Source organism: Thermomicrobiales bacterium (assembly GCA_041390825.1).
In the GTDB taxonomy this organism is placed as follows: Bacteria; Chloroflexota; Chloroflexia; order Thermomicrobiales; family UBA6265; genus JAMLHN01.
Window position 1 is genome coordinate 13,046 of the sequence record JAWKPF010000032.1, and the last position, 23,965, is coordinate 37,010.

General features: G+C 61.0%; 22 protein-coding genes and 2 tRNA genes. 7 read left to right on the top strand and 17 right to left on the bottom strand.

What is annotated here, in order from left to right; genetic code table 11:
* Positions 1–4 precede the first annotated feature (4 nt).
* The 9 genes from R2855_15740 to R2855_15780 form a co-directional block, all read right to left on the bottom strand.
* A complete protein-coding gene (locus tag R2855_15740; GenBank protein MEZ4532448.1) occupies positions 5–538 on the bottom strand; it encodes a gamma carbonic anhydrase family protein in 534 nt (177 codons plus the stop codon).
* Positions 531–1,724 carry an acetyl-CoA C-acetyltransferase gene (locus R2855_15745; GenBank protein MEZ4532449.1) on the bottom strand — a complete coding sequence of 398 codons (1,194 nt, stop codon included), beginning with the start codon at positions 1,722–1,724 and terminating at the stop codon, positions 531–533. The genes R2855_15740 and R2855_15745 overlap by 8 nt, the downstream gene beginning before the upstream one ends.
* An 18-nt stretch (positions 1,725–1,742) precedes the next feature.
* On the bottom strand, positions 1,743–2,963 hold the full coding sequence (locus R2855_15750) for an acyl-CoA dehydrogenase family protein (GenBank protein MEZ4532450.1): 1,221 nt from the start codon (positions 2,961–2,963) through the stop codon (positions 1,743–1,745).
* Between the two features lie 234 nt (positions 2,964–3,197).
* On the bottom strand, positions 3,198–3,917 hold the full coding sequence (locus tag R2855_15755) for a biotin--[acetyl-CoA-carboxylase] ligase (GenBank protein MEZ4532451.1): 720 nt from the start codon (positions 3,915–3,917) through the stop codon (positions 3,198–3,200).
* 146 nt (positions 3,918–4,063) lie between these two features.
* Entirely contained in the window at positions 4,064–5,002 is a 939-nt protein-coding gene (locus R2855_15760; protein ID MEZ4532452.1) for a ribose-phosphate pyrophosphokinase, read from the bottom strand.
* Positions 5,003–5,004: 2 nt separating this feature from the next.
* Entirely contained in the window at positions 5,005–6,387 is a 1,383-nt protein-coding gene (glmU, locus tag R2855_15765) for a bifunctional UDP-N-acetylglucosamine diphosphorylase/glucosamine-1-phosphate N-acetyltransferase GlmU (GenBank protein ID MEZ4532453.1), read from the bottom strand.
* Positions 6,388–6,429: 42 nt separating this feature from the next.
* A tRNA-Gln gene (locus tag R2855_15770) sits at positions 6,430–6,503 on the bottom strand.
* Positions 6,504–6,598: 95 nt separating this feature from the next.
* The gene (dnaJ, locus tag R2855_15775; protein MEZ4532454.1) at positions 6,599–7,723 is read right to left on the bottom strand and encodes a molecular chaperone DnaJ; all 1,125 of its coding nucleotides are present in this window, start codon (positions 7,721–7,723) and stop codon (positions 6,599–6,601) included.
* A 158-nt stretch (positions 7,724–7,881) separates the two neighbouring features.
* Positions 7,882–8,784, bottom strand: coding sequence for an ADP-ribosylglycohydrolase family protein (locus R2855_15780; protein ID MEZ4532455.1), 903 nt, complete (start codon positions 8,782–8,784; stop codon positions 7,882–7,884).
* Positions 8,785–8,923: 139 nt separating this feature from the next.
* On the opposite strand from R2855_15780, the gene R2855_15785 reads away from it, so the two are divergent.
* Genes R2855_15785 through R2855_15795 form a run of 3 tightly spaced genes read left to right on the top strand, consistent with a single transcriptional unit; the run spans position 8,924 to position 11,593 of the window.
* Positions 8,924–10,519: an amidohydrolase gene (locus R2855_15785; protein ID MEZ4532456.1), complete on the top strand. Its 1,596-nt coding sequence runs from the start codon at positions 8,924–8,926 to the stop codon at positions 10,517–10,519.
* 21 nt (positions 10,520–10,540) lie between these two features.
* A complete protein-coding gene (locus R2855_15790; GenBank protein MEZ4532457.1) occupies positions 10,541–11,239 on the top strand; it encodes a metal-dependent hydrolase in 699 nt (232 codons plus the stop codon).
* On the top strand, positions 11,240–11,593 hold the full coding sequence (locus R2855_15795; protein MEZ4532458.1) for a hypothetical protein: 354 nt from the start codon (positions 11,240–11,242) through the stop codon (positions 11,591–11,593).
* A gap of 123 nt (positions 11,594–11,716) precedes the next feature.
* On the opposite strand, the gene R2855_15800 is transcribed toward R2855_15795, so the two are convergent.
* The 5 genes from R2855_15800 to R2855_15820 form a co-directional block, all read right to left on the bottom strand.
* Positions 11,717–12,427 (bottom strand): SDR family oxidoreductase, encoded by a 711-nt coding sequence (locus R2855_15800; protein MEZ4532459.1) that lies wholly within the window; start codon positions 12,425–12,427, stop codon positions 11,717–11,719.
* A gap of 148 nt (positions 12,428–12,575) precedes the next feature.
* Complete coding sequence (locus R2855_15805; GenBank protein MEZ4532460.1) at positions 12,576–13,730, bottom strand: FAD-binding oxidoreductase; 1,155 nt, start codon at positions 13,728–13,730, stop codon at positions 12,576–12,578.
* 24 nt (positions 13,731–13,754) lie between these two features.
* The gene (locus R2855_15810; GenBank protein MEZ4532461.1) at positions 13,755–14,645 is read right to left on the bottom strand and encodes an ABC transporter permease; all 891 of its coding nucleotides are present in this window, start codon (positions 14,643–14,645) and stop codon (positions 13,755–13,757) included.
* Complete coding sequence (locus R2855_15815) at positions 14,642–15,586, bottom strand: ABC transporter permease (GenBank protein ID MEZ4532462.1); 945 nt, start codon at positions 15,584–15,586, stop codon at positions 14,642–14,644. Before R2855_15815 ends, R2855_15810 begins: the two co-directional genes overlap by 4 nt.
* A gap of 115 nt (positions 15,587–15,701) precedes the next feature.
* Positions 15,702–17,303: an ABC transporter substrate-binding protein gene (locus R2855_15820; GenBank protein ID MEZ4532463.1), complete on the bottom strand. Its 1,602-nt coding sequence runs from the start codon at positions 17,301–17,303 to the stop codon at positions 15,702–15,704.
* A 474-nt stretch (positions 17,304–17,777) separates the two neighbouring features.
* Between R2855_15820 and R2855_15825 the strand changes: the two genes are divergently transcribed.
* A tRNA-Arg gene (locus R2855_15825) sits at positions 17,778–17,850 on the top strand.
* A 109-nt stretch (positions 17,851–17,959) separates the two neighbouring features.
* On the opposite strand, the gene R2855_15830 is transcribed toward R2855_15825, so the two are convergent.
* The gene (locus R2855_15830) at positions 17,960–18,568 is read right to left on the bottom strand and encodes an NADH-quinone oxidoreductase subunit B family protein (protein MEZ4532464.1); all 609 of its coding nucleotides are present in this window, start codon (positions 18,566–18,568) and stop codon (positions 17,960–17,962) included.
* Between the two features lie 311 nt (positions 18,569–18,879).
* Positions 18,880–19,797 (bottom strand): formyltransferase family protein, encoded by a 918-nt coding sequence (locus R2855_15835; GenBank protein ID MEZ4532465.1) that lies wholly within the window; start codon positions 19,795–19,797, stop codon positions 18,880–18,882.
* A 131-nt stretch (positions 19,798–19,928) separates the two neighbouring features.
* On the opposite strand from R2855_15835, the gene R2855_15840 reads away from it, so the two are divergent.
* Complete coding sequence (locus R2855_15840; protein MEZ4532466.1) at positions 19,929–20,237, top strand: oxidative damage protection protein; 309 nt, start codon at positions 19,929–19,931, stop codon at positions 20,235–20,237.
* Positions 20,238–20,253: 16 nt separating this feature from the next.
* Here R2855_15840 and R2855_15845 read toward each other — a convergent pair whose 3' ends face one another.
* Positions 20,254–21,546 (bottom strand): ATP-grasp domain-containing protein, encoded by a 1,293-nt coding sequence (locus tag R2855_15845; protein ID MEZ4532467.1) that lies wholly within the window; start codon positions 21,544–21,546, stop codon positions 20,254–20,256.
* Positions 21,547–21,959: 413 nt separating this feature from the next.
* Between R2855_15845 and R2855_15850 the strand changes: the two genes are divergently transcribed.
* Together R2855_15850 and R2855_15855 are read left to right on the top strand one after the other, a co-directional pair.
* The gene (locus R2855_15850; GenBank protein ID MEZ4532468.1) at positions 21,960–22,376 is read left to right on the top strand and encodes a hypothetical protein; all 417 of its coding nucleotides are present in this window, start codon (positions 21,960–21,962) and stop codon (positions 22,374–22,376) included.
* A gap of 176 nt (positions 22,377–22,552) precedes the next feature.
* Positions 22,553–23,890 (top strand): ATPase domain-containing protein, encoded by a 1,338-nt coding sequence (locus R2855_15855; protein ID MEZ4532469.1) that lies wholly within the window; start codon positions 22,553–22,555, stop codon positions 23,888–23,890.
* The last annotated feature ends 75 nt before the right edge of the window (positions 23,891–23,965 follow it).

Genomic DNA, 23,965 nt, shown 5'->3' on the forward strand with positions numbered 1-23,965 from the left:
GGTTCTACTCCTCCACTGGGGCAGCGCCCAGATGACGCTTCGCGTTGCGAACGTATCCTTCCGCCCCTTTGCGGCCCATCTGCTGAGCTTCGTCGTCCAACTGCCGCTTTTCTTTCGCCGGGATACCCGCGACGAGCGTTCCTGGAGAGACGAACGTTCCCTCGGTCACAACTGAACCAGCGGCGACGATTGCGTTCTCACCGATCTGCGCGCCATTCAGCAGGATTGCTCCCATGCCAATCAGCGCTCCGTTCGCGACCTGCGCGCCATGCACAATGGCTTTGTGGCCCACGGTGACATCGTCACCGATGATGCAGGGAAAGCCTGGATCGGCGTGGAGCACCGAGCCGTCCTGGATATTCGTGCGAGATCCGATACGGACTGGCGACACGTCGGCACGAATGACCACGTTGTACCAGACACTGGACTCCGGCCCGATCTGCACATCCCCGACCACGACGGACCCAGGGGCGCGAAAAACCGAGCCGTCGATCGACGGCTCGGAATCAGGCAGTTTGAAGAGCTTGGCGTCAGGCATGTTTGGCGCCCGGAACCTCGACGATGATCGCATCGCCCTGGCCACCGCCAGAGCAGATGCCCGCTAGTCCGATGCCGCCGCCGCGCCTTCGGAGCTCATAGATGAGCGCCAGCAGGATACGCGGTCCGCTGCCAGCCAGCGGGTGACCCAGCGCGACCGCACCGCCATTGACATTGACGATGTCCTCGGAGACGCCCAGCCGCCGTGAGGCGATTAGGGCCACATTCGAGAACGCCTCATTGATCTCGACCAGATCGAGATCGGCGACGGTCAACCCCGCCTTGTTGAGCGCGATCTCCGCGGCCATCTGCGGTGTGTACGCCAGATAGGGCGGATCCCAGGCAGCGGCGCCGTGCGAGACGATGCGGGCGATCGGTTCGTGTCCGTGATCATCCGCCCATGTCTCGCTCGTAACGACGAATGCCCCGGCGCCATCGTTGACGCTGGGCGCATTCCCGGCAGTGACTGTACCGCCCTCGCGGAAGGCGGGCTTGAGTCGGGCAAGCGCCTCGAGCGACGTGTCACGGCGAGGTTGCTCGTCCTTGTCGACGACGATCGTTTCTTTCTTCGTCTTGACCTCGACCGGGACGATCTCAGCCGAAAGCCGGCAGGCGTCCTGGGCGGCAATGGCGCGCTGGTGCGAGCGAAGCGCCCAAGCATCCTGCTCTTCGCGCGTGACGCCGTTCTCCTCGGCGACATTGTCGCCATGGAGACCCATCTGAACGTGATCGAGCGCGCAGAACAGACCGTCGGTCATCATCATGTCTTCAAACACGCCATTGCCCATGCGCATGCCGCCCCGCGCGTTACGCACGAAATAAGGCGCTTGTGACATCGATTCCATGCCACCGGCAACGATGACTTCGTAACCCTCAGCCTTGATGAGCGTGTCCGCTAGGGTGACTGCGCGCAGACCAGAACCGCAAACTCGGTTGATCGTTTCTGAAGTGACCGTGCGCGGGATACCGGCCAGCAGCTGCGCCTGTCGGGAAGGAATCTGTCCGGCGCCACCCTGGAGCACCTGGCCCATGATGACGTGCTCGACCTCTTCCGGCGCAACCCCCGCCCGTTCGAGCGCGCCCTCGATCGCGACCGCGCCCAGCTCGACCGCGGTCTTGCTCGCGAGCGAGCCGTTGATCTTGGTGACCGGCGTGCGTGCGCCGCCGAGTATGACGCTCTTGGTCATGAGAAAACCTCGCGGTTTCTATCGTGTCATCGAAAGCAGTTCGGCCGAATCGAATCCCTGCGCCGGAGGCTGCGGGTGCGAAAGCGGCTTGTCCTGCCGGTATCCCAGGGCATATTCGGCCTGCAGGAGCGTATGCACCTCGCGGGTGCCTTCGTAGATGACAGCTCCCCGCGAGTTTCTCCAGAAACGTTCGACTGGATACTCGTTCGAGAAGCCATACGAACCGTGAATCTGGATCGCGTCATCGGCGGCCTGCAGCGCCTGATCGCAGGCGTACCACTTCATAAGCGAGGTCTCGCGTGTGTTGCGAATACCCCGGTTCTTGAGCTCGGCGGCCTGCATCGTCAGCAGGTACGAGGCCTGGTGCCCCGCGACCATCTTGGCGATCATCTGCTGCACGAGCTGGAACTTGCCAATCGGTTGGCCGAACGCCTCACGCTCATTCGCATAGCGGACACTCGCGTCGAGCGAAGCGCGAATGAGCCCAACCGCTCCTGCGCCGACCGTGAACCGTCCCTGGTCGATGCAGCTCATGGCAATCTTGAAGCCTTCGCCCTCCTCGCCAATGCGGTTTTCGACCGGGACGCGCACATTGTTGAAGGCGAGCTCGCCGGTGTTGCCGGCCCGGACACCGAGCTTCCCCTTGATGGTGCCGGTGGTGAAGCCCTCCATGCCCCGCTCGAGCACGAATGCGCACAGACCGTGATGCTTCTTCGAGCGGTCGATGCTGGCGAAGACGAGGAAGTGATCGGCCACATCGGCCAGCGAGATCCACATCTTGGCGCCATTGAGGATGTAGTGGTCGCCATCGCGCACGACGGTCGATTCGATCGAACCTGCGTCGGAACCGGCGTTCGGTTCGGTGAGGCCAAAGGTCGCCATCTTCAGGCCCTGCGCCTGCGGAACCAGCCAGCGCTGCTTCTGCTCCTCATTTGCCCATTGCAAGAGGGCAAGACTGTTCAGGCCGACGTGCACGCTCATGACGACCCGCAGGAAGGTGTCGACATACTCGAGCTCGTCGCAAGCGAGCGCAAAGGAGACATAGTCGAGACCCAACCCGCCATACCGCTCAGGGATGGGGAGACCGAGGATACCGAGCTCGCCCATCTTGGTCAGCACTTCGCGGTGGAACTCGCCCTTGGCGTCCCACTCCTGAATGTAGGGCGCGACCTCACGCTGGGCGAATTCGCGCACCATGTCGCGAACCTGAATCTGCTCCTCGGTGAGACTGAAATCCATCGTCGATCGATTGCCCTTCACTGGAATCCACCGCACCGAACCGGATTTTCGGCGCGCCATTTGCCAATCGGTGAGTATAGGTGAGGGTGATATGGCGCGACTAGCCGGAATGGCGAATTGGGATGGAGCCGGGTTCAGAGTCCGGAGTCCTGAGTCCGGAGTACTGGGCCTGGGTCGTAAGTCGTGAGTCCTAAAACGAGTTGGAGGCTGGGCCGCGTGGCGGATGGTCGGCGATCATGCGTCGAGAAGGCGGGGGCCACGGGTGAGCTCACCGGATGTCACAGTTACTGGCCCGTGCGGGCCATCGATGATGAGGGAGCCCGTTGCGTCGATGGCGCGAAGCGTTCCTGTGTGAAGAATCTGGCCGTCCTGGAGGCTGATCTGTTGCCCCTGGTACGCTAGACGATCTGGCCAGTTGGCGATCGCATCTCCCGATCGACCAGCAAGGACCATGGCATAACGTTGGGACAGCGATTCAAAGATGCAGTGGACTATCGCGACTGGCGTCGAGCGAGCATCGGGAGAGAGCTGCTGAAGTGAGATTGCCGTCTCGGGCATCTCCGGAGCCGGCCGCAGATTGACACCAATTCCCACGACCGCAGAGGCAACACGCGCGTGCTGCACATTCGTGGTAATGAGAATTCCGCCCAGTTTGAGATCACGCGCAACGATATCGTTGGGCCATTTCAGCTGGAGCCCGAGGGAAGCGTCTGGGTCGAGAGCATCACAAACGGCAAGACCAGTCGCGATCGAGAACGCCTGAAACCGATCCACCGGGATGTCAGGCCGAAGGAGAACCGAGCAATAGAGACCAGCATCTGCGGGAGAATGCCAAATGCGGTCGGCACGACCGCGGCCGCGGGATTGGGATGCGGCAAGGACAGCGACGCCCTCGGGAACACCCATGATTTCGAGACGGCGGACGATATCCATGGTCGATGTGACGTCGCCCATGCGGATCATCGGCCGACCAAGAAGACGCCTGGCTTCGGATGCGTCGCGGCTGGTGAGCGAAGGTTGTCGGTGCATCACAATGTGATCGAGGTTCGGCGATCAGCGATTGGAGCGACTTTCGCCCGCTCCAGCTGACTTCCCACCCCCTAGGTAAACAGCGCGCTGACCGACAGGTCTTTGTGGATGCGGGTGATCGCTTCGGCCAGAAGCGGAGCAACGGTCACCACCTCGAGGCGATCGCCAAGCTCTGCGCGCGGAAGCGGAATCGTGTCGGTGACGTAGCACTTCGAAATCGGCGAACCAAGAATTCGCTCGATGGCTTCGCCCGCGAAAACGCCATGCGTAGCGGCGGCATGCACGTGTTGTGCGCCGCGCTCGACGAGCAAGTCCGCCGCAATTGTCAGGGTACCGGCTGTCGAGATCATGTCATCGATGATCACGGAGGTCTTGCCGTCCACGTCGCCAACCATCTCGATCACCTCGGTGGAGTCTGCATCCGGGCGTTGTTTGGAGATGATGGCGAGCGATCCGCCGACGCGCGCGCGAAAGTCTTCCGCGCGGGTGACTCCGCCGGCGTCAGGGCTCACCGCGACAATGGGCCCTTCGTGTTCTCTGCCATATCGCCGTGCAAGCAATGGAGTCGCACGCAGATGGTCGACCGGGATGTCGAAGAAACCCTCGATGGCGGGCGCGTGCAGATCGATGGTGAGCACCCGTTGCGCTCCGGCGGTAACGATGAGGTTCGCAACCAGCTTGGCGGATATCGGTTCGCGACCGGTCGTCTTCTTTTCCTGACGCGCATACCCGAAATAGGGAATCACCGCGGTGATGCGGTCCGCGGATGCGCGGCGCAGGGCGTCGATGATGAGCAAGAGCTCCATGATGTTGTGATTCACGGGGTCACAGAGCGACTGGATGACGAACACATCTGATCCGCGCACGTTCTCGTCGAGCTTGACGCGCGTTTCGCCGTTCTTCCAGGTGCTGACGATGGCGCGACCGAGCGGTGCGTTGAGCTCGCGCATGATGTCATCCACCAGCGCAGGGTGAGACGTTCCAGTGAACACCTGCATGCGGCCTTCCATCGCTACTCCTCGCCTCTCTCGCCGGCTGCTGCCGGATTTCTCCGAATCTGTCGAGCTGGCATGCCGACGACCGTCGCGCCCGGCGCAACGTCCTTGGTCACAACCGCACCTGCCCCGGTGCGAGCGCCATCGCCAATGGTCACCGGAGCAATCAACAAGGAATCGCTTCCGATGAAGGCATCGTGACCGATCTCGGTGCGATGCTTGTCGACGCCATCGAAGTTGCAGGTCACGGTGCCTGCGCCGATGTTGACGTTGGCCCCCAGGCTGGCATCGCCAATGTAGCTAAAATGGCCGACCCGGACGCCTTCCTCCACGCGGGCATTCTTGAGCTCTGCGAAGTTGCCGATGTGGACGCGTGCACCGATTTCGGCGCCACCACGCACGTGCGAAAACGGTCCCACATCAGAATCTGCGCCAATCGCCGAGTCTTCGATGATGGACGATTCGATCCGGACACGTTCGGCTAACGTGCTGTTGCGGATCACTGCGTTGGGACCAATACGACACCCTTGGCCAATTCGTGTGCCTGACTCGATGATGCAGTTGGGTCCAACGATCGAGTCGGCGCCGATCTCGACGTCGAGGTCGATCTGATTCGAAACAGGCGCGATGAGCGTCACACCCGAATCGAGCAGATGCGCGCGCTTCCGTTCACGCAGCAGATGATCGGCCACTGCAAGTTCTGCACGATCATTGACTCCGACCAACACGTCTGTGGTGCCGGGGGTCGAGCCAACCGACTCGGGATCCTCGCTGTACGCGACAGCGACAAGATCGGTGAGGAAGTATTCGTTCTTGCGTGGATTTGGAGCGAGATTGGCAAGCGCGTCGGCGCCCCATCTCCGATCGAGCGCCATGACCCCGCTGTTGATCTCAGTGCTGCCAATGCGCCGCGATTCGTCATCGTCGACTTTCTCGATGATCGTGCGCAGACGACCCAACTCGTCCCGATCGATGCGGCCATATCCGGCTGCGTCGTCGACATTGCACGTCAGAACGGCGAGGCAATTGTGATCGTGCACGACCTTTTCGATCAGCGGAACGAGCACATCCGGGGTGACAAGCGGATGATCGGCGTAGAGCACGAGCAATGCGTCGCCATTCGCGCCGGCGTCGAGAGCAACTCGGACCGCGTCACCTGTGCCCCGCGGTGGTTTCTGCTCGACGACCGAGATTCCTCCAGCCCAACCTGCCGTTTCCATCGCGTCGAGCACATCCTGGCTGCCGACGACGACAATATCGAGCGGATCGAGCTGGCGCGCAGTATCGACGACATGCGCCAGCATCGAGCGTCCAGCGACCGAATGGAGCGGTTTGGGCAGGCTCGACTTCATGCGCGTGCCGGCGCCGGCAGCGAGAATGACGACAGAGAGCGACGACATCAGCGGTCGTGGCCGGGGCTAGGCGCGTTCGGGGAATTCGATTGGCTCGCGGGCCAGGATTCGAACCTGGAATATAGGTGCCAAAAACCCATGTGATACCTTTTCACCACCCGCGAATAGGTGACCGCGACGCTGCCGAACGGGCGCGAATCGCGGCTGAAATGATAGCACTGGCGTCGAACCTGACGGTCGACGACGCGTGCCAGGGAACCTAGACGCCGAGCGCGTCCTTCACCTTATCGAAAAAGCCGCGATGCGTTGGTTGCGGCGCAAGATCGGATCCGAGCGTTTGGCCGAGCCGCTCGACCAAGTCGCGCTGTTCATCCGTGAGTTCCTTCGGGATGATGACGTGGATGGTCACGATCTGATCGCCGCGTTCTCCGCCATGCATGTCAGGCACGCCCTTCCCTTTCAGCCGGAACTGCTGACCGGACTGAGTGGCTTGCGGGAGTTTGAATGCAACCGAGCCATCGACCGTTTCGAGCTCGATCTCGTCTCCGAGGATGGCTTGCGCCACGTTGACACCGACCTGTAGCTGGATCGTCTTGCCCTGTCGTGAGAAGTATTGATGCGGCTTGATGCGAACCTTGACGAAGAGGTTGCCCGGCTGTCCGACAGCGGGTCCAGCCTCTCCCTGTCCGGTCAACCGCAGGGTTGCTGTTTCGTCGATTCCGGGCGGAATAGTCACCGAAATGCGACGCGCGAACGTCACCCGCCCCTTGCCACGACATCGCGGGCATGGATCGGTGATCTGCACACCCTCCCCGTTGCACGAGGAACACGGCGCAGAACTCATGAACTGGCCAAGAATGGTCTGCTGGACGCGACGAACCTCACCGCTCCCGCCACAGGTCTCGCATTTTTGCGGCTGTTTGCCATCCCGCATACGCGTGCCGTTGCAGCCTTCGCAGGTCTCCAAACGGGTCACTTCGACTTCCTTCTCGGCGCCAAAGACGGCTTCCACGAAGTCGATCTCCACGGTCACTTGCAGGTCCTGACCGCGGTTGCTTACGGTTCGGCGACGTCCCTGCGTCGCCCCGCCGAAAAAAGTTTCGAAGATGTCCGTGAACGTGGATGAACCGAAGTCGAAGGGGTTTCCTGCCCCGCCGGAACCGTTGGCAGCGTGACCGTACCGGTCATAGGCGGCGCGTCGGTTTGGGTCAGAGAGGCATTCGTAGGCCTCGTTGACCTCCTTGAATTTCTCTTCGGCGCCCGGGTCTCGATTGACATCGGGGTGGAACTGACGGGCGAGCTTGCGATACGCCTTGCGCAGGTCATCGTCCGTGGCGGTGCGAGAGACGCCAAGAATCTCGTAGTAGTCGCGCTTTTCAGCCATGAGGGAGTCGAGTCATTTCGTGTCGAAAGCGGTCAAATGGGCCGGGGTGCACGGAATGAACGCACGTCACAACAGAGTCGCTCCCCCGAAGCCTCGGGGAAGTATAAGGTCCGGGCGGCTCCCAGCCAAGGGAGTCTAGCACTCTCCCCTGGTGAGTGCTAATGCCCGTTCCTGCCGATGGAAATGCCTCGTCCAGACATGAGCTGGACCGTGCGATAGAACCAGGGAGCTGCCAGCGTGAGGTAGATACGCCCTTCCAGTTGGTCGATGAGGTTCTGGGGAATGCCTCCCGCTCCGAAATGAGCCCCGGCAAGGACGCCAGCCAATGCGGCGCGGGCATCTGCCGCTCCACCCTGCTGGGCGGCGGTAGCGACCGCGTCCTCGAATCGCTCCGCTGCGACGAACGCGCTCAGGGCCGAAGCAACGACTGCGTCGGCTTCGTGTGCTGGTTGCGAAGACCGCTCGTCGGAGATTCCGAGGTCGGCCATCAGCGTCGCCTGCGTGCTCGTTCCGGCCAGGACCCGGGCGACCGCGGTCGCTACCAGAACGGCTCGCTTCCGGGACGGCCGATTGCAATGCGTTAGTCCGACGACGGTCTCGACGTCACGCACCAGCGCGGCCTCATCGATGACCGGAGCGGCATGAATTACGCCGATCGGGACCCCGCGCAATGCGACCTCTGGATCGTCCGGATCATCTGAGCAATAGGGTGGTTCTGAAGCGTCATCGAGCGCGCGCAGGGTTTCCGGACTCATCCAGCGGCGCGACTCATCACGGGCGAGGAACTGCATACGGGCCCGGATCAGGTCCGGATCGAGGTCGCCGTTCGCCGAGGTATAGGTTTCCATGATGCAGAGGGCAATCTCGGTTTCGTCGGTGAACTCCCCGGGAGCGAGTTCGGCGCCATCGGGAAAGGTGCGGCCGAAGTAACGGTCGATCGGGCCGAAATCGCGCTCGATTTCCGCTGGAGACATCCCGGTCACCGGCATGCCCAACGCATCGCCGATGGCAAGTCCGAGGATTGCTCCTAAGGTTCGTTCCTGGGTTACACGCGCCGCCATCTGATGCTCCGACTACATGCGACTACTTCCGGAGATAGTCGCACATGACGGCCGTGAGGCTGCAATAGACTGACGCTAGGAACGGTTGCTTCTCCAGCACCGAACGATTCGATGAGCTATCCGGTCGGGAGACGAAGTTATGTCGGGCAATTTGCTGCTGATCAATGGCCGGATCAAGACGATGGATCCGGAAAACCCGTTGGTGGAGGCGGTGGCCATTCGCGATGGGATCGTCGTGGCTGTCGGATCGAACGCGGAAGCGAAGGCCGCAACGGCCGCCAAACACGAAAGCATCGACCTGAACGGGCGAACTGCAACACCCGGGCTCAACGATGCTCATGCGCATCCAAGACTGGTCGGCATGGCGCTCGACGATCTGGTGATCTCGACACCGCCGGTGAACACGGTGGCCGAAATCGTGGCAATGGTGGATGAGGCAGCCGAGCGGCGCGCGCCGGGGAGCTGGATCATCGGCCGAGGATACGATCAGGCGCGTCTTTCTGATCAGCGTCATCCGACACGCGCTGACCTCGATCCGGTCTCGCCCGATCATCCGGTCCTGTTGTTTCGCGCCTGTCATCACATCGGGGTTGCCAACTCCGCCGCGTTGTCATTGGCGAGGATCGATCGGCACACACCTGACCCAGATGGCGGCCAGATCGATCGTGACGAAGACGGCGAACCAACTGGCGTCGTGCGCGAGACAGCACTCACCCTGGTGCAGGAAGCCATCGCCGATCCGACCCAGGATGAACTCGAAGGGTATATCGCCAGAGGACTGCGAGCGTTTCTCGCCTCGGGGGTGACGAGTACGGTCGAAGCGGGTATACGCAGACCAGAGGAGCTCCGTGCCTACCAGGCGCTTTGGCGGCGTGGTGAGCTGCCAGCCAGGTCCTATCTGATGATGATCATCGAAGAGACTCTGGACGAGCTGATCGAACTCGGCATTCAGACCGGTCTTGGCGACCCGATGTTGAGAATTGGTCCAGCGAAGCTGTTCAGCGACGGCAGCATCGGCGGTCGAACAGCAAGAATGAGGAAGTCCTACGAGGGTCAGCCGGAGAACGTCGGGCTCTGGATGCAGGACCCTGACGTGATGACCGCGCTCGTGAAAAAGGCGCACTCTGCGGGTTTCCAGGTGGGTATTCATGCGATCGGCGACGCCGCCATCGATCTGATTCTCGATGCCTATGAGGCTGCGCAGATGTCCGATCCGCGGCCAAATCCGCGGCACCGCATCGAGCATTGCTCAATCGTCGATCTGGAGACCATCGACCGCATCGCGCGGCTCGGCGTCGTGCCCATCCCCGGAACCTCATTCCTCTACCACTTTAGGGATGCCTACGTGCAGAACCTGGGGATGGAGCGAATCCGGCATGTTTATGGAATGCGGTCGTACATCGACCGGGGTGTCATTGCTGCCGCGAGCACGGATGCGCCGGTGGTGCCCACGAGCGCAACGATTGGCCTGCAGACGATGATGACGCGACGTGATATGGACGGCAACGAGGTTTGGACGGACGAATCGGTCTCCCTCGACGAAGCATTGCGCGCATATACCGTCAACGGAGCCTATGCTTCGCACGAAGAACATCTGAAAGGCACATTGCGGCCGGGAATGCGCGGGGACGTGACGGCCTTCGAGACTGATCTCGACAGCGTCTCAGCGGACGAGATTGGGCAGGTTAGGGTCGATCACACGATCATAGATGGTGTGATTGTCTATTCGCGCTAGATCGTTGGGAGATTACGACCCATGCTCTCGCTCACCTACATTGGTCACTCGGCATTTGCGTTGACGGACGGAACTCATTCCGTGCTCGTCGATCCGTTCATTACTGGAAACCCGGCGGCAACGGTGCGCGCCACCGATTTCACGCCCGAAACGATTCTGCTCACCCACGCGCACAATGATCACTTTGGCGATACGGTCTCGATCGCTCAGCGAGCAGGAAGTCATGTGATCGCGCTCTTCGAGATCGCCAACTTCGTGGGAAGCCGAGGCGTCGAACGGGCCACTGGTGGAAACATGGGGGGCACGATCGGATTCGCCGGAGGAACCGTGAAATTCACTCCGGCGTGGCACACCTCGTCGTATCAGGACGAGCATGGGATTCACGCGATCACGCCCCCTGCCGGATTGGTGGTGCGCTTCGGCGGGAAGACCATCTACTTCGCTGGCGACACCTGCCTGTTCAGCGATATGAAGCTGATCGGCGAGGAAGGGCTCGACATCGCGATCATTCCGATCGGAGATGCCTTCACGATGGGACCAACCGACGCGCAACGAGCCGTGGAGTTCCTGAGCCCGAAGGTGGTGATTCCCTGCCACTTCAATACGTTTCCCCCGATCGAGCAGGATGCCGCGCTTTTCAAGCGGGAAGTAGAAGAACGGACGGGGGTGCGGTGCATGCCGCTGAAGCCGGGCGAGACCGTCGACCTGTCGGACGTGTAGATGGCGAGCATCGAAGAAATCAATGCAGAACTCCAGCGGACCGCATTTCAGAAGAAAGCGGTCGTCAAGCTGCCCGCATCCGAAGTCCTGACACTGGCGCAAGACCATTTTCGAGCGCGGGGGTATCGGGCCAGCCCAACTGGCCGGCCGGGATACCTGATGGTGATGGGACCGGGCGAAGGGGTCCTGCCGCGCGTGACCGGAGAGATTTCCGCCCGGCAGAACGTGGGGAAACCTGGCACGACACTGGTGACCGTGGACGCAGCCGGCGAGCGGTTGGGACCGGAGATGAAGGCGTTCCTCGCCCTGCTTCGGTCGGAGAGCAAGGCGAGGAACGCACCGGTCCCAAGCTGAAGCGCGCGATCACGGAAGCGCACGCAACTCGCAAGCATCGCGCCGTTGACGCCTACTCTCCCTGCTTCCAGGAGATCCCCATGCGCGCGTTGGTGCCGCCGTCCACATAGACCGTCTGGCCGGTTATGAAATCGGCATCGTCGGACAGAAAGAAGACGGCTGGCTTGCCGATGTCCTCCGGGAGACCGACACGGCCCCATGGCACCATCTTTCCACCGGAGCCCTGGTGTAGCCCGGCATGTCGAAATACCGTGGCACCTCGATCAAGCCGGGGGCAATGCAGTTGACTCGGATGTGTTTCTCCGCCAACTCGATCGCCAGCGTGCGTGTGAAGGCGACGATTGCGCCCTTGGTCGCGGCATATGCCGCATGGTTGGGCGCTCCGCCGCCACCGTGCACCGACGAGATGTTCAGGATCGCGCCGCCTCCCTGCTCATCCATGAATCTGGCGGCGCGTTGGGCGCAGAAGAAGTGGCTACGGATGTTGATCTCGAACTGCTCATCGAAGAGCGTCTGATCCGTGTCGAAGAAATTGACCGCGCGAGTGACGCCCGAGTTGTTTACCAGTCCGTCGATACCGCCGAGGAAGTCGACCGCCTCCTCGACCACGCGGAAACAGGTCTCGACCTCCCGGAGATTGCCACCGATGGCGATAGCGCGTGCTCCGAGGGATTCGCATTCGGCCACTGTCGCGTCGGCGCCCTCTCGACTGCTCGCATAGTGGACGGCCACGTCGTAACCGGCCCGCGCAAGCTCGATTGCGATGCCCTGCCCGATTCCCAGACCCGCACCTGTAACGAGCGCACGCCGGCGACCCTGATCCCCGCTTCCCACGATGATTCCTCCGTCCGCGCCTTCAGACGCGTCTACGCCAGAACGATTGACTCTTCTTGCGAGCAATTATCACCGTGACCGGGACAGCCGAAATGACCCTATGCCAACTTGCCACGGGAATCTGGATCGTCTTTTCCGGGAACGAACGTCAACCGTGCAGCGTCAGCGACTCGGGAGATGCGGATTGGCCCGCAAACCGCGAAAGCTGGAACGGCTCGATCGGCAGCTCGGTCGAACCGATGACCGCCAGATCTGCCATGATCTGACCGGTGATGGGGCCAAGGCAGAATCCGTGCCCGCTGAACCCAGCGGCGATGATGAGACCGTCGATGTCCGGCGATCGCTCGATGACTGGCAGGGCGTCCGGAGTCAGGTCGAGCAGACCTCCCCAAATCTGCGCCACGCGCATCTCACGCACTGCCGGCAGGATGCTCACCGCGAATTCGATTGTGTCGCGCACCTGCTGCATCGTCGGTTGGATGCTGTACTGGTCGTGCCATTCGCCTCCGCTCCACGCGGCGCCATTCAGTGTCATGCGGAAACGACCGTCGACTTGCTGGCGACCGGCGAACATCCCGGATGCGACACCAATGACCTGATCGAGCATCGGGGCAACTGGCACGGTCTGCACGGCAGGAACATGGCGAACGTCCAGCGGCAAGTTCAGGCCGAGCGGCCCGAGAAGCCGAGGTGTGTAGATTCCAGCCGTCACGATAACGATATCGGCAGGAATCGGACCGGCGCTGGTTATGACTCCCGTTACCTTGCCCGCACTCGTCGAAATGGCGGTCACTTCCACCCCGGTGCGGATCTCGGCGCCATGCCGTGCCGCAGCTGCGGCGAAGGCAAGCACGGTCTTCGCAGGATTGGCGTGCCCATCGGACGGGCAAAACGACGCGCCGAAGATGCGATCGGTCAACGCCGGGGCAATCGCATGTATCTCCTCGATCGAATCGAGATACTCGATCGGGATTCCCGCCGCAGCCGACGCGGCGACGACGTCGCGAATGATCGGCACGTCTGATTCAGCGAGGGCAAGCCGCAGATTTCCATGCTGACGGTACTCGGTGTCGGCTTCGAGCTCTTCCGCAAGCTCGGGCCAGCGCGCGACAGCTGCAGCAGCCAATGGAAGCTCAGATGGATTGCGCCCCGATTGGCGTACACCTGCCAACGTCCAGCCTGACGCCATGCCGGCAAGCTCGTCACGTTCGAGCAGCGTCACGCTGACTCCGTTGCGCGCCAGCTCGTAGGCGGCCGCAACTCCGCTTATCCCTCCACCAACAACAATGACACGGTCGCTCATGGCTATCGCCCCAATTTCCTGTCGTTACCTGCCCGATCGCGGGTCGAGAACGTCTCGCAACCCGTCGCCAACGAGATTGAACGCGAACACCGTGAGCAGGAGGGCCATGCCTGGAGCCAGACTCAACAACGGCAGCGATGCCAGGTAGACGGTCCCTTCGCGGATCATCTGTCCCCAGGTAGGCGTCGGGGGAGGAACCCCCAGCCCAATGAAGCTTAGGCTAGCCTCGAGCCGAATTGCCGCCGCGATCCACAGACTGGCAAGGACGACCAACTCCCCGGCGATGTTCGGAGCAATGTGACGATAGAGGATCACACCAGTATGTTGCCCCAGGGCGTGCGAAGCCTCGACGAAGTCCCGTTGCTTGATCACCAAGGTTTGGCCATAGGCGATGCGCGCAAACCGCGGAATCATGGTGAACGCAATCGCCAGGATCAGTTTCCCTAGCCCAGGACCGAGCACGGCCATCACGAGCAGCCCCATGATGAGGTCAGGAAACGCCAGCAAGACATCGACGAGCCGCATCAATACAGCTTCGGTCTTGCCACCGAAGTAGGCAGCCACGACACCAATCAGGGAACCGATGAGTCCACCCAACAGCACAGAGAAGATGCCGACCTGCAGCGCAATGCGGGTCCCGTAGATGATGCGTGACAACACATCACGGCCATATGCGTCCCTGCCGAGGGGATAATCGCGCGATGGACCTTCCAGCCGGTTGGTGACACTTTGGGTCAGCGGGTTGTGCGGCGCAATCACTGGCGCGAAGATCGCGACCAGGATGATGGCGATGACCAGCACCAGACCGACCATGGCCGATCGATTTCGGGAGAACGCTCTCCAGGCGCGGCGCCGTTCGGAAACGATCGCGATGGACTGGTCGGGCATTGCCGAAACGGAAGAGGCCGCTGTCATTGTCTGCTCCTCATCCGTGGATCGACCATGGTGTAAATGATGTCGATGAGAATGTTGACGAGCACGATGATCAGGGCGTAGACGACCATGATCGCCTGAAGCAGTGTGTAGTCACGGCGAGTAGTGGCGCCGACCATCAACTTGCCAAGCCCTGGCCGGGCAAAGACCTCTTCGGTCAACACTGAGCCGCCGATCAATCCGATCATGAAAACACCCGTCAGCGCGACGATGGGCACAAGTCCCGGCCTGAGCGCATGCCGGATTAGGACGGTGGTGTTTGGGAGCCCCTTTGCGCGCGCTGTGCGCACATAGTCATCCGAGAGCACGTTCAGCATGACCGAACGCGTCATGCGGGTGACATAGGCAGTTTCGACGAGTCCGAGGGTGAACGCAGGAAGAATCAGCGCGTGGAGGTTGGCCATTGGATCGTCGAAGCCAGCAGTGCTGATCGCGGGAAACCAGCCTGCCCGGGCGGAGAGGAAGTACATCAGGAGCAGGCCGATATAGAACGCGGGCGCCGACAACCCGGCCAGAGAGATGACGCGAATGTAGTAGTCGACCGCGGTATTGCGGCGGACCGCGCTGATAATGCCTGCGGGAATACCGAGTGCCAGCGCGATGGCGATGGCCGCGGCGGTGAGCTCCAGGGTATACGGAAGCACGGTGCGAATCTGGTCCCATGCCGGTTGGCGAGTCACCAGCGAGTCCCCGAGATCGCCGCGAAGGATGCCGCTCAGGTAGTCGACGTACTGCTGCCAAATCGACTTGTTGAGACCCATCTGCTCACGAAGCGCCGCCACCGCATCGTCAGTCGCATAGTCGCCCAGCACCGCATAGGCGGGGTCGCCAGGCGCCACTCGCATGAGCAAAAAGATGATGGTGAGGACTGCGAGCAGGGTCGGGATTCCCAGCAGCAGCCGCTTGACGATGAATCTGAGCATGCGCCGCGTCGTTCCTTGGGCCGAGCGTCAAAAGGGGGGACGACAGGTGACGCCAATTGGCGCCACCTGTCGCTCGCAAGCGTGCCGGTTCGAGGCTCTCGCCTCGCGTACCGAGCTACGCGGTGATCGTGGTTGTTTCGTTATAGCCCGGATACAGTTGCGGAACCGAGATCAGCTCGTGCCCGTAGTCGACGTTCGGCTGCCGAGCATAGACCTGGTTCGTGTACAAGATGCCGTAACCCGCGAAGTTCTTCAGAATCTCGATGTTGATCTGCTTCCAGGCCTCGATCTGGGCCGCGGCATCGGTCTCACCACGAGCGGCAACGACCTGATCGTCGAGCTGCAGATGGGAGAAGTTGGTCGAACCTCCGGCCTCGGTGAAGAACTGGGTCAGATAGGTGTCGGCGGTTGGGCGATAGGCGATGTAGATCGTGATCGCGTTGGAACCGGCGCGGATCTGCTCGTGCATCACCGGGTGCTGGACAACCTCGAGCTCGACATCGATACCGATCTGAGCAAGCTCTTCCTGCAGCACGGTGTACTGAGTCAGGTACGCAGACTGCTCCGAAGTCACCAGCTTCAGGCCGAAGCCATCGGCATAACCAGCATCGATCATCAGCTGCTTCGCCTTTTCGATGTCCTGGCTATAGGCCACGCCGGCAGCCTGCGCTTCCTCCTCTGACAGCGACCCTTGGACGATTCCGGTCGGTACGACAGAGAAGATAGGCTGTGCGACTGGCACACCCGCAAGCGCGAGATGGTTTTCGCGGGAGACGGCGAGGATGATCGCTTCACGCACCATCGGGTCCTGCAGGTACTCGTTGGTGATGTCGAGGTTCAGCCAGACAGCTTCACCGACACCGAAGACATCGGCAACCTGCGTACCCGAGGCATTGATGCGATCGACATACTGCGCTTCTGGCAGCCCGTTGATGACGTGGAGCTCGCCAGATTGCAGGCCAAGGTCGCGCGCGGTGTTGTCGGCGATATAGCGAACTTCCACGCCGCCCAGTTTCGGCGCGCCACGGAAGTAGTCGTCGTTCGCCACCAGAACGGTGCTGGTTTGCGGAGTGTAGGCCGAGAACTTGAATGGACCGGTGCCCACCGGCTCATTGGCAAAGCCTTCAGCGCCGAGCGCCTCGTAGGCCTTCTGGCAAACGATGTAGCCACCGCCGTAGTTGGCGAACTTCGGCAAGAACACGGCTGGCCCAAGCGGTTCCGACGCAATGACCTTCACGGTTGCGTCATCGACCTTTTCGAATGTGAAGGTCGCGTAATCGCCGGAAACGCCCGATGTATCGGGATTCGCCGATTTCTGCAGCGAGAAGACAACGTCATCCGCCGTCAGCGGATACGCATCGGTCGCGCTGCTCGCATGGCACATTGCATCAGTTCGCAAGTTGAACGTCCACGACTGAGTGCCGTCTGCCTCGGCCACCGGTTCCGGCACAGCGGTCGCGAGATCCGGCTCGATCACACTGGCGTCACCTGGCTTGAACCGCAGCAATCCGTTGAAGATCATGTCTACCACGGTGCGATCCTGGGTTCCGGACGCAAGATGCGGATCGAAGGTCGCCTTGTCGCCAGCGTTCGTGGCGTGCACCAGCACTGGTCGGTCTTCTTGCGCTGAAATGGTCCCGGACAGCGGCCCGATCGCGGTCAGGGCGAGCAGAACGACGCTCAACAGCGAGATCAATCGCGTGCTCTTCTTCATCATGGTTCCTCCGTTGGACATGACTACAATCGAATCGACCCTGTCGCCGATTCATTACCCTCATTGCCCGCTGCACTGATCCGATCCCGGAGTTCGATCACAAGCGCGAACCGTTAACACCAACATCGCGCTCGTCGACGCATGCGACAGATCGACTCATGGTTCTTCTCAACAGCTTGCGCCCCACTATACACCAGACGATCGGGCCGACCACATGAACTCCTTGGTCACGCAAGACATGCGCGACTAGCAGCAACGTTCCTCGAGCCGGTTGCGCCGTGAAGCGGCCCCATTTGCCGTCCCAATCGGCTCCTCCAAAGACCCTTCCGATCCTTCGGCGGGTCGGTCCGAACAGCAAACGACGGTATACTCTTCGTTCGAGTCAGGCGCGTGCCCGCACGGCAATGCGCGTGCGGGCGAAGCGAGTGATTCGCCGGGAATTGGCTGTGTCCTAAGGGACCAGGCGCGCAACATTTGGCCCCAGTAGCTCAGTGGATAGAGCATTCGCCTTCTAAGCGAAGGGTCGCAGGTTCGATCCCTGCCTGGGGTACCGTCTTCGAGAAAACGCAGTGACCGAGTCCCGCAAGTGTTGATGGCCCGGTGGGGCACTGCGCTCGTTCGCGGAGAGCACTTCGAAGCGACACGAGCGACCGCGCGCGTCAAGCTTGGGATGAGGATACGCGCCGCGCGCGCGTGGACGACATCGCTCTTTCCGGCGAACAATGGAGCGCCTCATACGCCCCGAGTCGTTGCATTTCGCGATTCCCCGCTGCAGCAGCGAGACCTTGCCGCTTCGCCATCGTTTCATGTTCGATGACCTGATTCTGGAGCATCAGCACTCCGTAGTAGAGTGCTTCGGGGGTCGGGGGGCAGCCAGGAACATAGACGTCGACCGGGACCACTTGATCGACCCCTTGAACCACTGCGTACGTATCGAATGGGCCGCCCACGCACGCGCAGCTTCCCATCGCGATCACCCACTTCGGTTCGGGCATTTGATCGTAGAGGGTACGGACGAATGGCGCCATTTTCTTGGTGACGGTGCCAGCCACAAACATGAGATCGGCCTGACGCGGCGTCGGACGAAACCACATTCCAAACCGTTCGCACATGTCGAAACGACTCATCGAAGCGGCAACCATCTCCATGCCACAGCACGCGAGCCCGAACTGTAGCCACCAGAGGGAGGATCTCCGGGCCCAATTGAAGATGAAGTCCAGTGAAGTGATGAAGACGTTCCGGTCGATGCGGTCGTCCACGACACCCATTCAGACCTCCCACCTCATTGCCAGAGCTGGAGCGTTGACCTGGGGTTCCCTGGCAGTGCAATCCCTCTGACGAACCCGGCAGCTCCAATTCTTTGAGGCCATCGTGCTTTCGGGGTCACATAAAATTCGTCATCGTTCCGAGACGTGGTGTTGCAAAATCGTGTCAACCATGGCGGGTTTGGACCAAGCGGCCGCAGCACCAGCCAGCGGGTCACGCTCGGTGATATCTGACGTCATGCTCCCCCGTCGCAGTGCCCCCAGCTCCCACCTTCGAGAGGCAGAAGCCATCGGAGCTCGGGTCCTGAGCGATGTCACATCTTGATCGTGAGAGAACCGGATACCGATACCAGCCGACAGTGGAGCACCCCGCTTGCGAATCGAACCCAGCCTTCATCCTGGTGAACCAGCACGGGCGTGTTGGTGGATGCGCTTTGCTCGACGCCAAGCACTTCTGCCACAGCAAGACGTTGTCCATTGGCCAGGACGAGAACCTCGATCGGGCCGAAGACAGGGCCAACTGCATTGATGAATCTGGCCGCGGCAGTCGCCTCCCACGACGTCGTCACAATGAGATCATCGATGCCGGGGAACGGGGCTGGACGCCCACCGGTCATGGGCTGGGCACGAGAGGTGACCATGTGGGATCGAAGGCTGAGAACGTCGCCCAGCATGTCCGCTCCCACGATGGCGAGGGTGCGCTCCAACGAAGCCATGGTTGCGTCAGTTGGTATCGGAACGGAGCGTTGCGCAATGATCGGTCCGGTGTCCAACCCGTCATCCATGTGGTGAAGGGTGACGCCGGTCACGCGCAGGTCTCGGCGAAACGCCCAGAAGATGGGTTCGGGGCCTCTCCCCTCAGGGAGAAGCGAGGGGTGAACATTGATGCTGGCATGCCGGGGAAGTACGCGGACCGGAGCTGGTATCCGCCAAGGGAAACACGCTACCGCGATGAAGTCGCTATCCAGACGCGCAAGGATGGAGAGAAACGTCTGTGTGCTCAGCGCGCTTCGTTCTGGCGCCTCGACGACGGACGCGTGCGGAGCGAGGTCGGCCAGCATTGACCGCGAAACCTCCGAGGCCAATCCCGATTCGGTTCCGGGCACGACGATCCCGACGACTTCCGCCGATTGAGCTGCTAGCAGCGCTTCAAGGAAATGCGCCGTGAAGCCGCATTCCATGCCAAAGAGCACAACACGCTTATTGTCACGCTTGTTCACGCCGACAGTCATGTTCTGTCCGCCGCCGAATGGATTGTTGGAAGAGCGCTCATCTGTGTTTCGATTCTACGGTGATACACTCGCCACGCCGGTGGTTCTCGTGCGCAGGAACCAGTACCGAATTCTGGAGAAAGAACATCGATATGACGCGAATGGTCTATTGCGTGAAGCTGGGCGGAGAACGGCCTGGACTGGAAGCGCCCCCCTTTCCTGGTCCACTTGGGGAGCGAATCTACGAACAAGTTTCCGCCGAGGGATTTGCACTCTGGCAACCACATATGACCATCTTGATCAATCATTATGGTCTCAACCCCGCCGATCCCGAGACCCGCAAGCTACTGCGGCAGGAGATGGACAACTTCTTCTTCGGCGCGGATGCGAAGATGCCTGAGGGGTGGATTCCGCCAGACGCAGCGCCAACAAAGGGAGGCGGAGCGCCCCGACGCAAGTAGGCCCTGGCTCCACGCGCTATCGGTCTGCCGGACGAAGCGCGAGAATGGGCGCTATTTCGAAGCTCAGCAGGGAATGCGCACGTCTCAACGCACGCTCTGCGCCTTCCGCCGAATCGCTGCGGGCAAAGATGAACCCGAGATAGCTGCTTCCCTCAGGGAGAGCCACGATCGGCTGATTCAGCGGCGCAGTGATCTCTATTCCCGTAATGCCCTGAACCCCCGCCGCTTCGGTCAACCCGGTCACTCCCCGCAGCATTCCACTTCGAGGAATCGGTATCATCATGACACCGGCTCCTGCCTCGTTCCGTTGGCGAGGCGTTGCGCGCATTCCTGCCGCGTGACGCAAAATCAACTCTTCCAATGTCATTCCCGCTCCGAAGTCGAGAATGCTCGAGCAGAGTCCACCGATCGAGCGGCCAGCAAGCTCAATCGTCCAGATATCACCCGTGGCTCGATTGACGCGAAGCTCCGCATGAACCGGGCCATGTCGGAGACCGATCGCGTCGGCAGCCTCCTCCGCCCGTGAAGAAATCGCCGCCTGGACGTCATCTGGCAGACGCGAAGGCATGACATAGATCGTCTCTTCGAAGAAGGGGCCATCGAGCGGATCCGGCTTGTCGAAAAGCGCAAGCGTCTCGAGGCGTCCGTCGGTCAACAGCCCTTCCAGCGCAACCTCGAAGCCTTCGACAAACCGTTCGACGAGCACCTCGTTTTCATCAGGAGGCATTCCCGAAGCATCGAGAATGGACCGCGTCCGCTCGAACGCTGCGATGAATTCATCCGGGGTATCGGCACGAATCACGCCGCGGCTGCCGGAGAGCAGAAGTGGTTTGACGACTGATGGATAGCTCACATGGTTGGCAATCGACGAAGGATCGATGTCGGCTGGATAGCTCTGATACTCGGGCACCTGAACACCGGCAGCGCGCAGTCGATTGCGCATGACCAGTTTGTCTCTTGCGGCGATTGCGGAGTCTGGATCGTTGTGGGGAAGTCCCAGTTGGGCGCTGGCCTTCGCCGCAATCACCGCTCCTCGGTCATCGATGGCAAGAATGGCTCGTACGTCGGCTCTCTCCCGCGCGAACGTGACAATTCGTTGGGTTGCCCCATCGATATCAGAGAAATCGACTGCCACATTGTCTTCGATGTTCGAAGAGAGCGATTCGGGGGTGTCAAGTGCGCAACTCACGTCCAGACCCACCGAACGCGCAGCTTCGAGAAACGCTGCGGTCCGGTACGAAGCCGAACTCATGACCAGCAAGACGGTTCCTCTGCTGATGCTGGCGAGTCCATCGGGCGGCGGTTGCATGTTTGATCACCTGTAGGGCGACGAGAATCCAGACAGACCCGAACACTAGCAGCGATTGACCGCGAAATCATGTTGGACGCGACCAGCATCGCGCCATCGTGCTGGAGAGTCGACCTGCGTTTCCAAGGAATGGACTCGTCGGAGATCAAGGAGCCCAGTTCCTGAAGCTTCGAAGATCTCTGAGGAGGCAATGATCGCAATGATCATTGCCAGACCAATGCCTTTTCGATCCTCGATCCATGCATTTGGAACATATGCGATCGCTGCTCTGTTCACGCGTGTCCCAGCTCGGCAAACTGAGGGCATGGACCGTGAGCCCGGACTGATCACTCGATGGTGAAGCGGATCCTCACGTGTTGGAATCCGCGTCTGAGCACGAAACGAAATTCAGAACAAAGGCAGGTCGAGGAATCATGACTCTGAATCTCGCCCACCCAACGCCGCAGGTTGCCAACGACCGAACGAGCATTCCGAAGGAGCTGAACGCGCATTCGAACGTGTTCGAGCTTGAAACGATCGGCGATGCGCGCTTGGCCCTCGCTCGGTTGCGGCAGCTTCGCCACGACTTTGAGGCGGCAACCAAACAATCGACTCCCGGGACGTGTTGTGTCTCTCTTCCGCCGTCGGTTCCTGGCAAGGGTGAAGGGATGCTGGCCGGGCTATCGAACATCCAACGTCTGCGCTTGATACGCCGCGAAATTGCCTATCTCGAAGACCTGATGGTGCGCATCGCAGAGCGGGAGTTCCAGATCGAAGAGATGCGCCACGAGTCGTATCTCGCCGGGCTCGGTGAGTGGACAGTGCGTGGCGGGAGACGGCCAACCATCTAGGAGATGCTCTCCCCGATGCGTGATGTACCATCACTCCGGTCGCGATCGACGATCGCGCTCGCTTCGCACCGGGGATTCACCGTCGTGCCGGATCGCATCGTTCGTGTCAGCGGCAACTCCGATCACCCGCGCCTGCGGACACGCGTCAAAGGTTTGGATCGCCTCCTGGATGGCGGATTGCTCGCAGGAGATGCCTATCTCGTTGCCGGCGATCCGGGACCGGGAAGACGACCCTCGGAAATCAACTTGCCTTTCAGCATGCAGCAGCAGGCGAAACAGCAGTTATTTTCATGCTGCAAACAGAACCGCACGAATGGATGCTTGCCCATCTCGGTGGGTTCGATTTCATTCAGCCGGAACTCCTCAACAAGCGAATCCACTATGTCAGTCTCTTGCGCCAGTTGGAAACCGACGGGCTGTCAGGTGTCCTGCAATCCATACAGGGCGTGGTGCGGGATCACGACGCCAGCTTGATCGTATTGGACGGCGCCGGTCTCACCGACGTTTCTTCCGCCTCTGCCGTGGGCTACGGTCGATTCGTACGCGATCTGCAAGCGCGCGCTTCCATGCTGAACTGTACGAGCGTGTTGCTCTCGTCCCGTCCTGCGCAGCCGCTGCTTTCGCCGCATGTAGATGGAGTCATCGAGCTCTTTTTCGAGCCGGTGGAATCGCGGGACACACGCTGGATTCGTGTTGCGAAACAGCGAGGATCCCACCACCTCGACGGGCGCCACCAGTTTTCGATCGACCGGCACGGAATCACGGTCTTTCCACGGCTCGAATCGATCTCCGATGTCGTCGCTCCGCCCTGGCTCGATTCGGGGCAGCGCATGTCGACGGGAGTCGAAGGACTGGACCAGATGTTGGGAGGCGGATTGATCGAGGGGAGCACGAACGCTGTGTTCGGCACACCTGGAATCGGAAAAACCCTGCTGAGCCTGCAATATCTGGGCATGGGGGCATCGGAAGGCGGCACGGGGCTGCACGTGACGTTCCATGAGCCGGCTGATGTGCTGCGGGCAACCAGCGATCGGTTTGGATTGCCAATTGGTGAGCTACTGCGAAGCGGAAACGTGCGCGTGAAAGTGGACTCCGCCCTGGACCGGTCTCCGGACGACTGGGCGTGGTCGGTATTGGAGATCGTCGACGAGCTGCATCCCCGGCGGCTGACGATCGACACCTACTCCGACGTTGCCCGCATGTTCATTTACCCGTCACGACAGACCAGCTTTGGGGTAGCGTTTTCGACCGAGTTGCGCAAGAGAAACGTGACGACGCTCGTGAACCTGGAGTTCGGAGCGTCGTTCGGTCAGCCGCACGAATCTCCGGCGCCAAGCATCTCTCGCATGATCGACTCGGGAATCTGGATGCGGCCGGTCGGCCAGACTTCAGAGATCCGACGGATGATATCGGTGCTCAAGCATCGGCAAAGCTGGTTCGACTCGACGATCCGGCAATTCACTATCGAGCATGGCGGAATCGTGATCGGCAATCGGCTCGATGCTGTCGAGTGACTTGATCGAGTCATGGCGGCATTGCCTGTCAGGGCGCCGAGAGCTGGTCGCTTGTCGCTCAGTCCAGACGGTCGA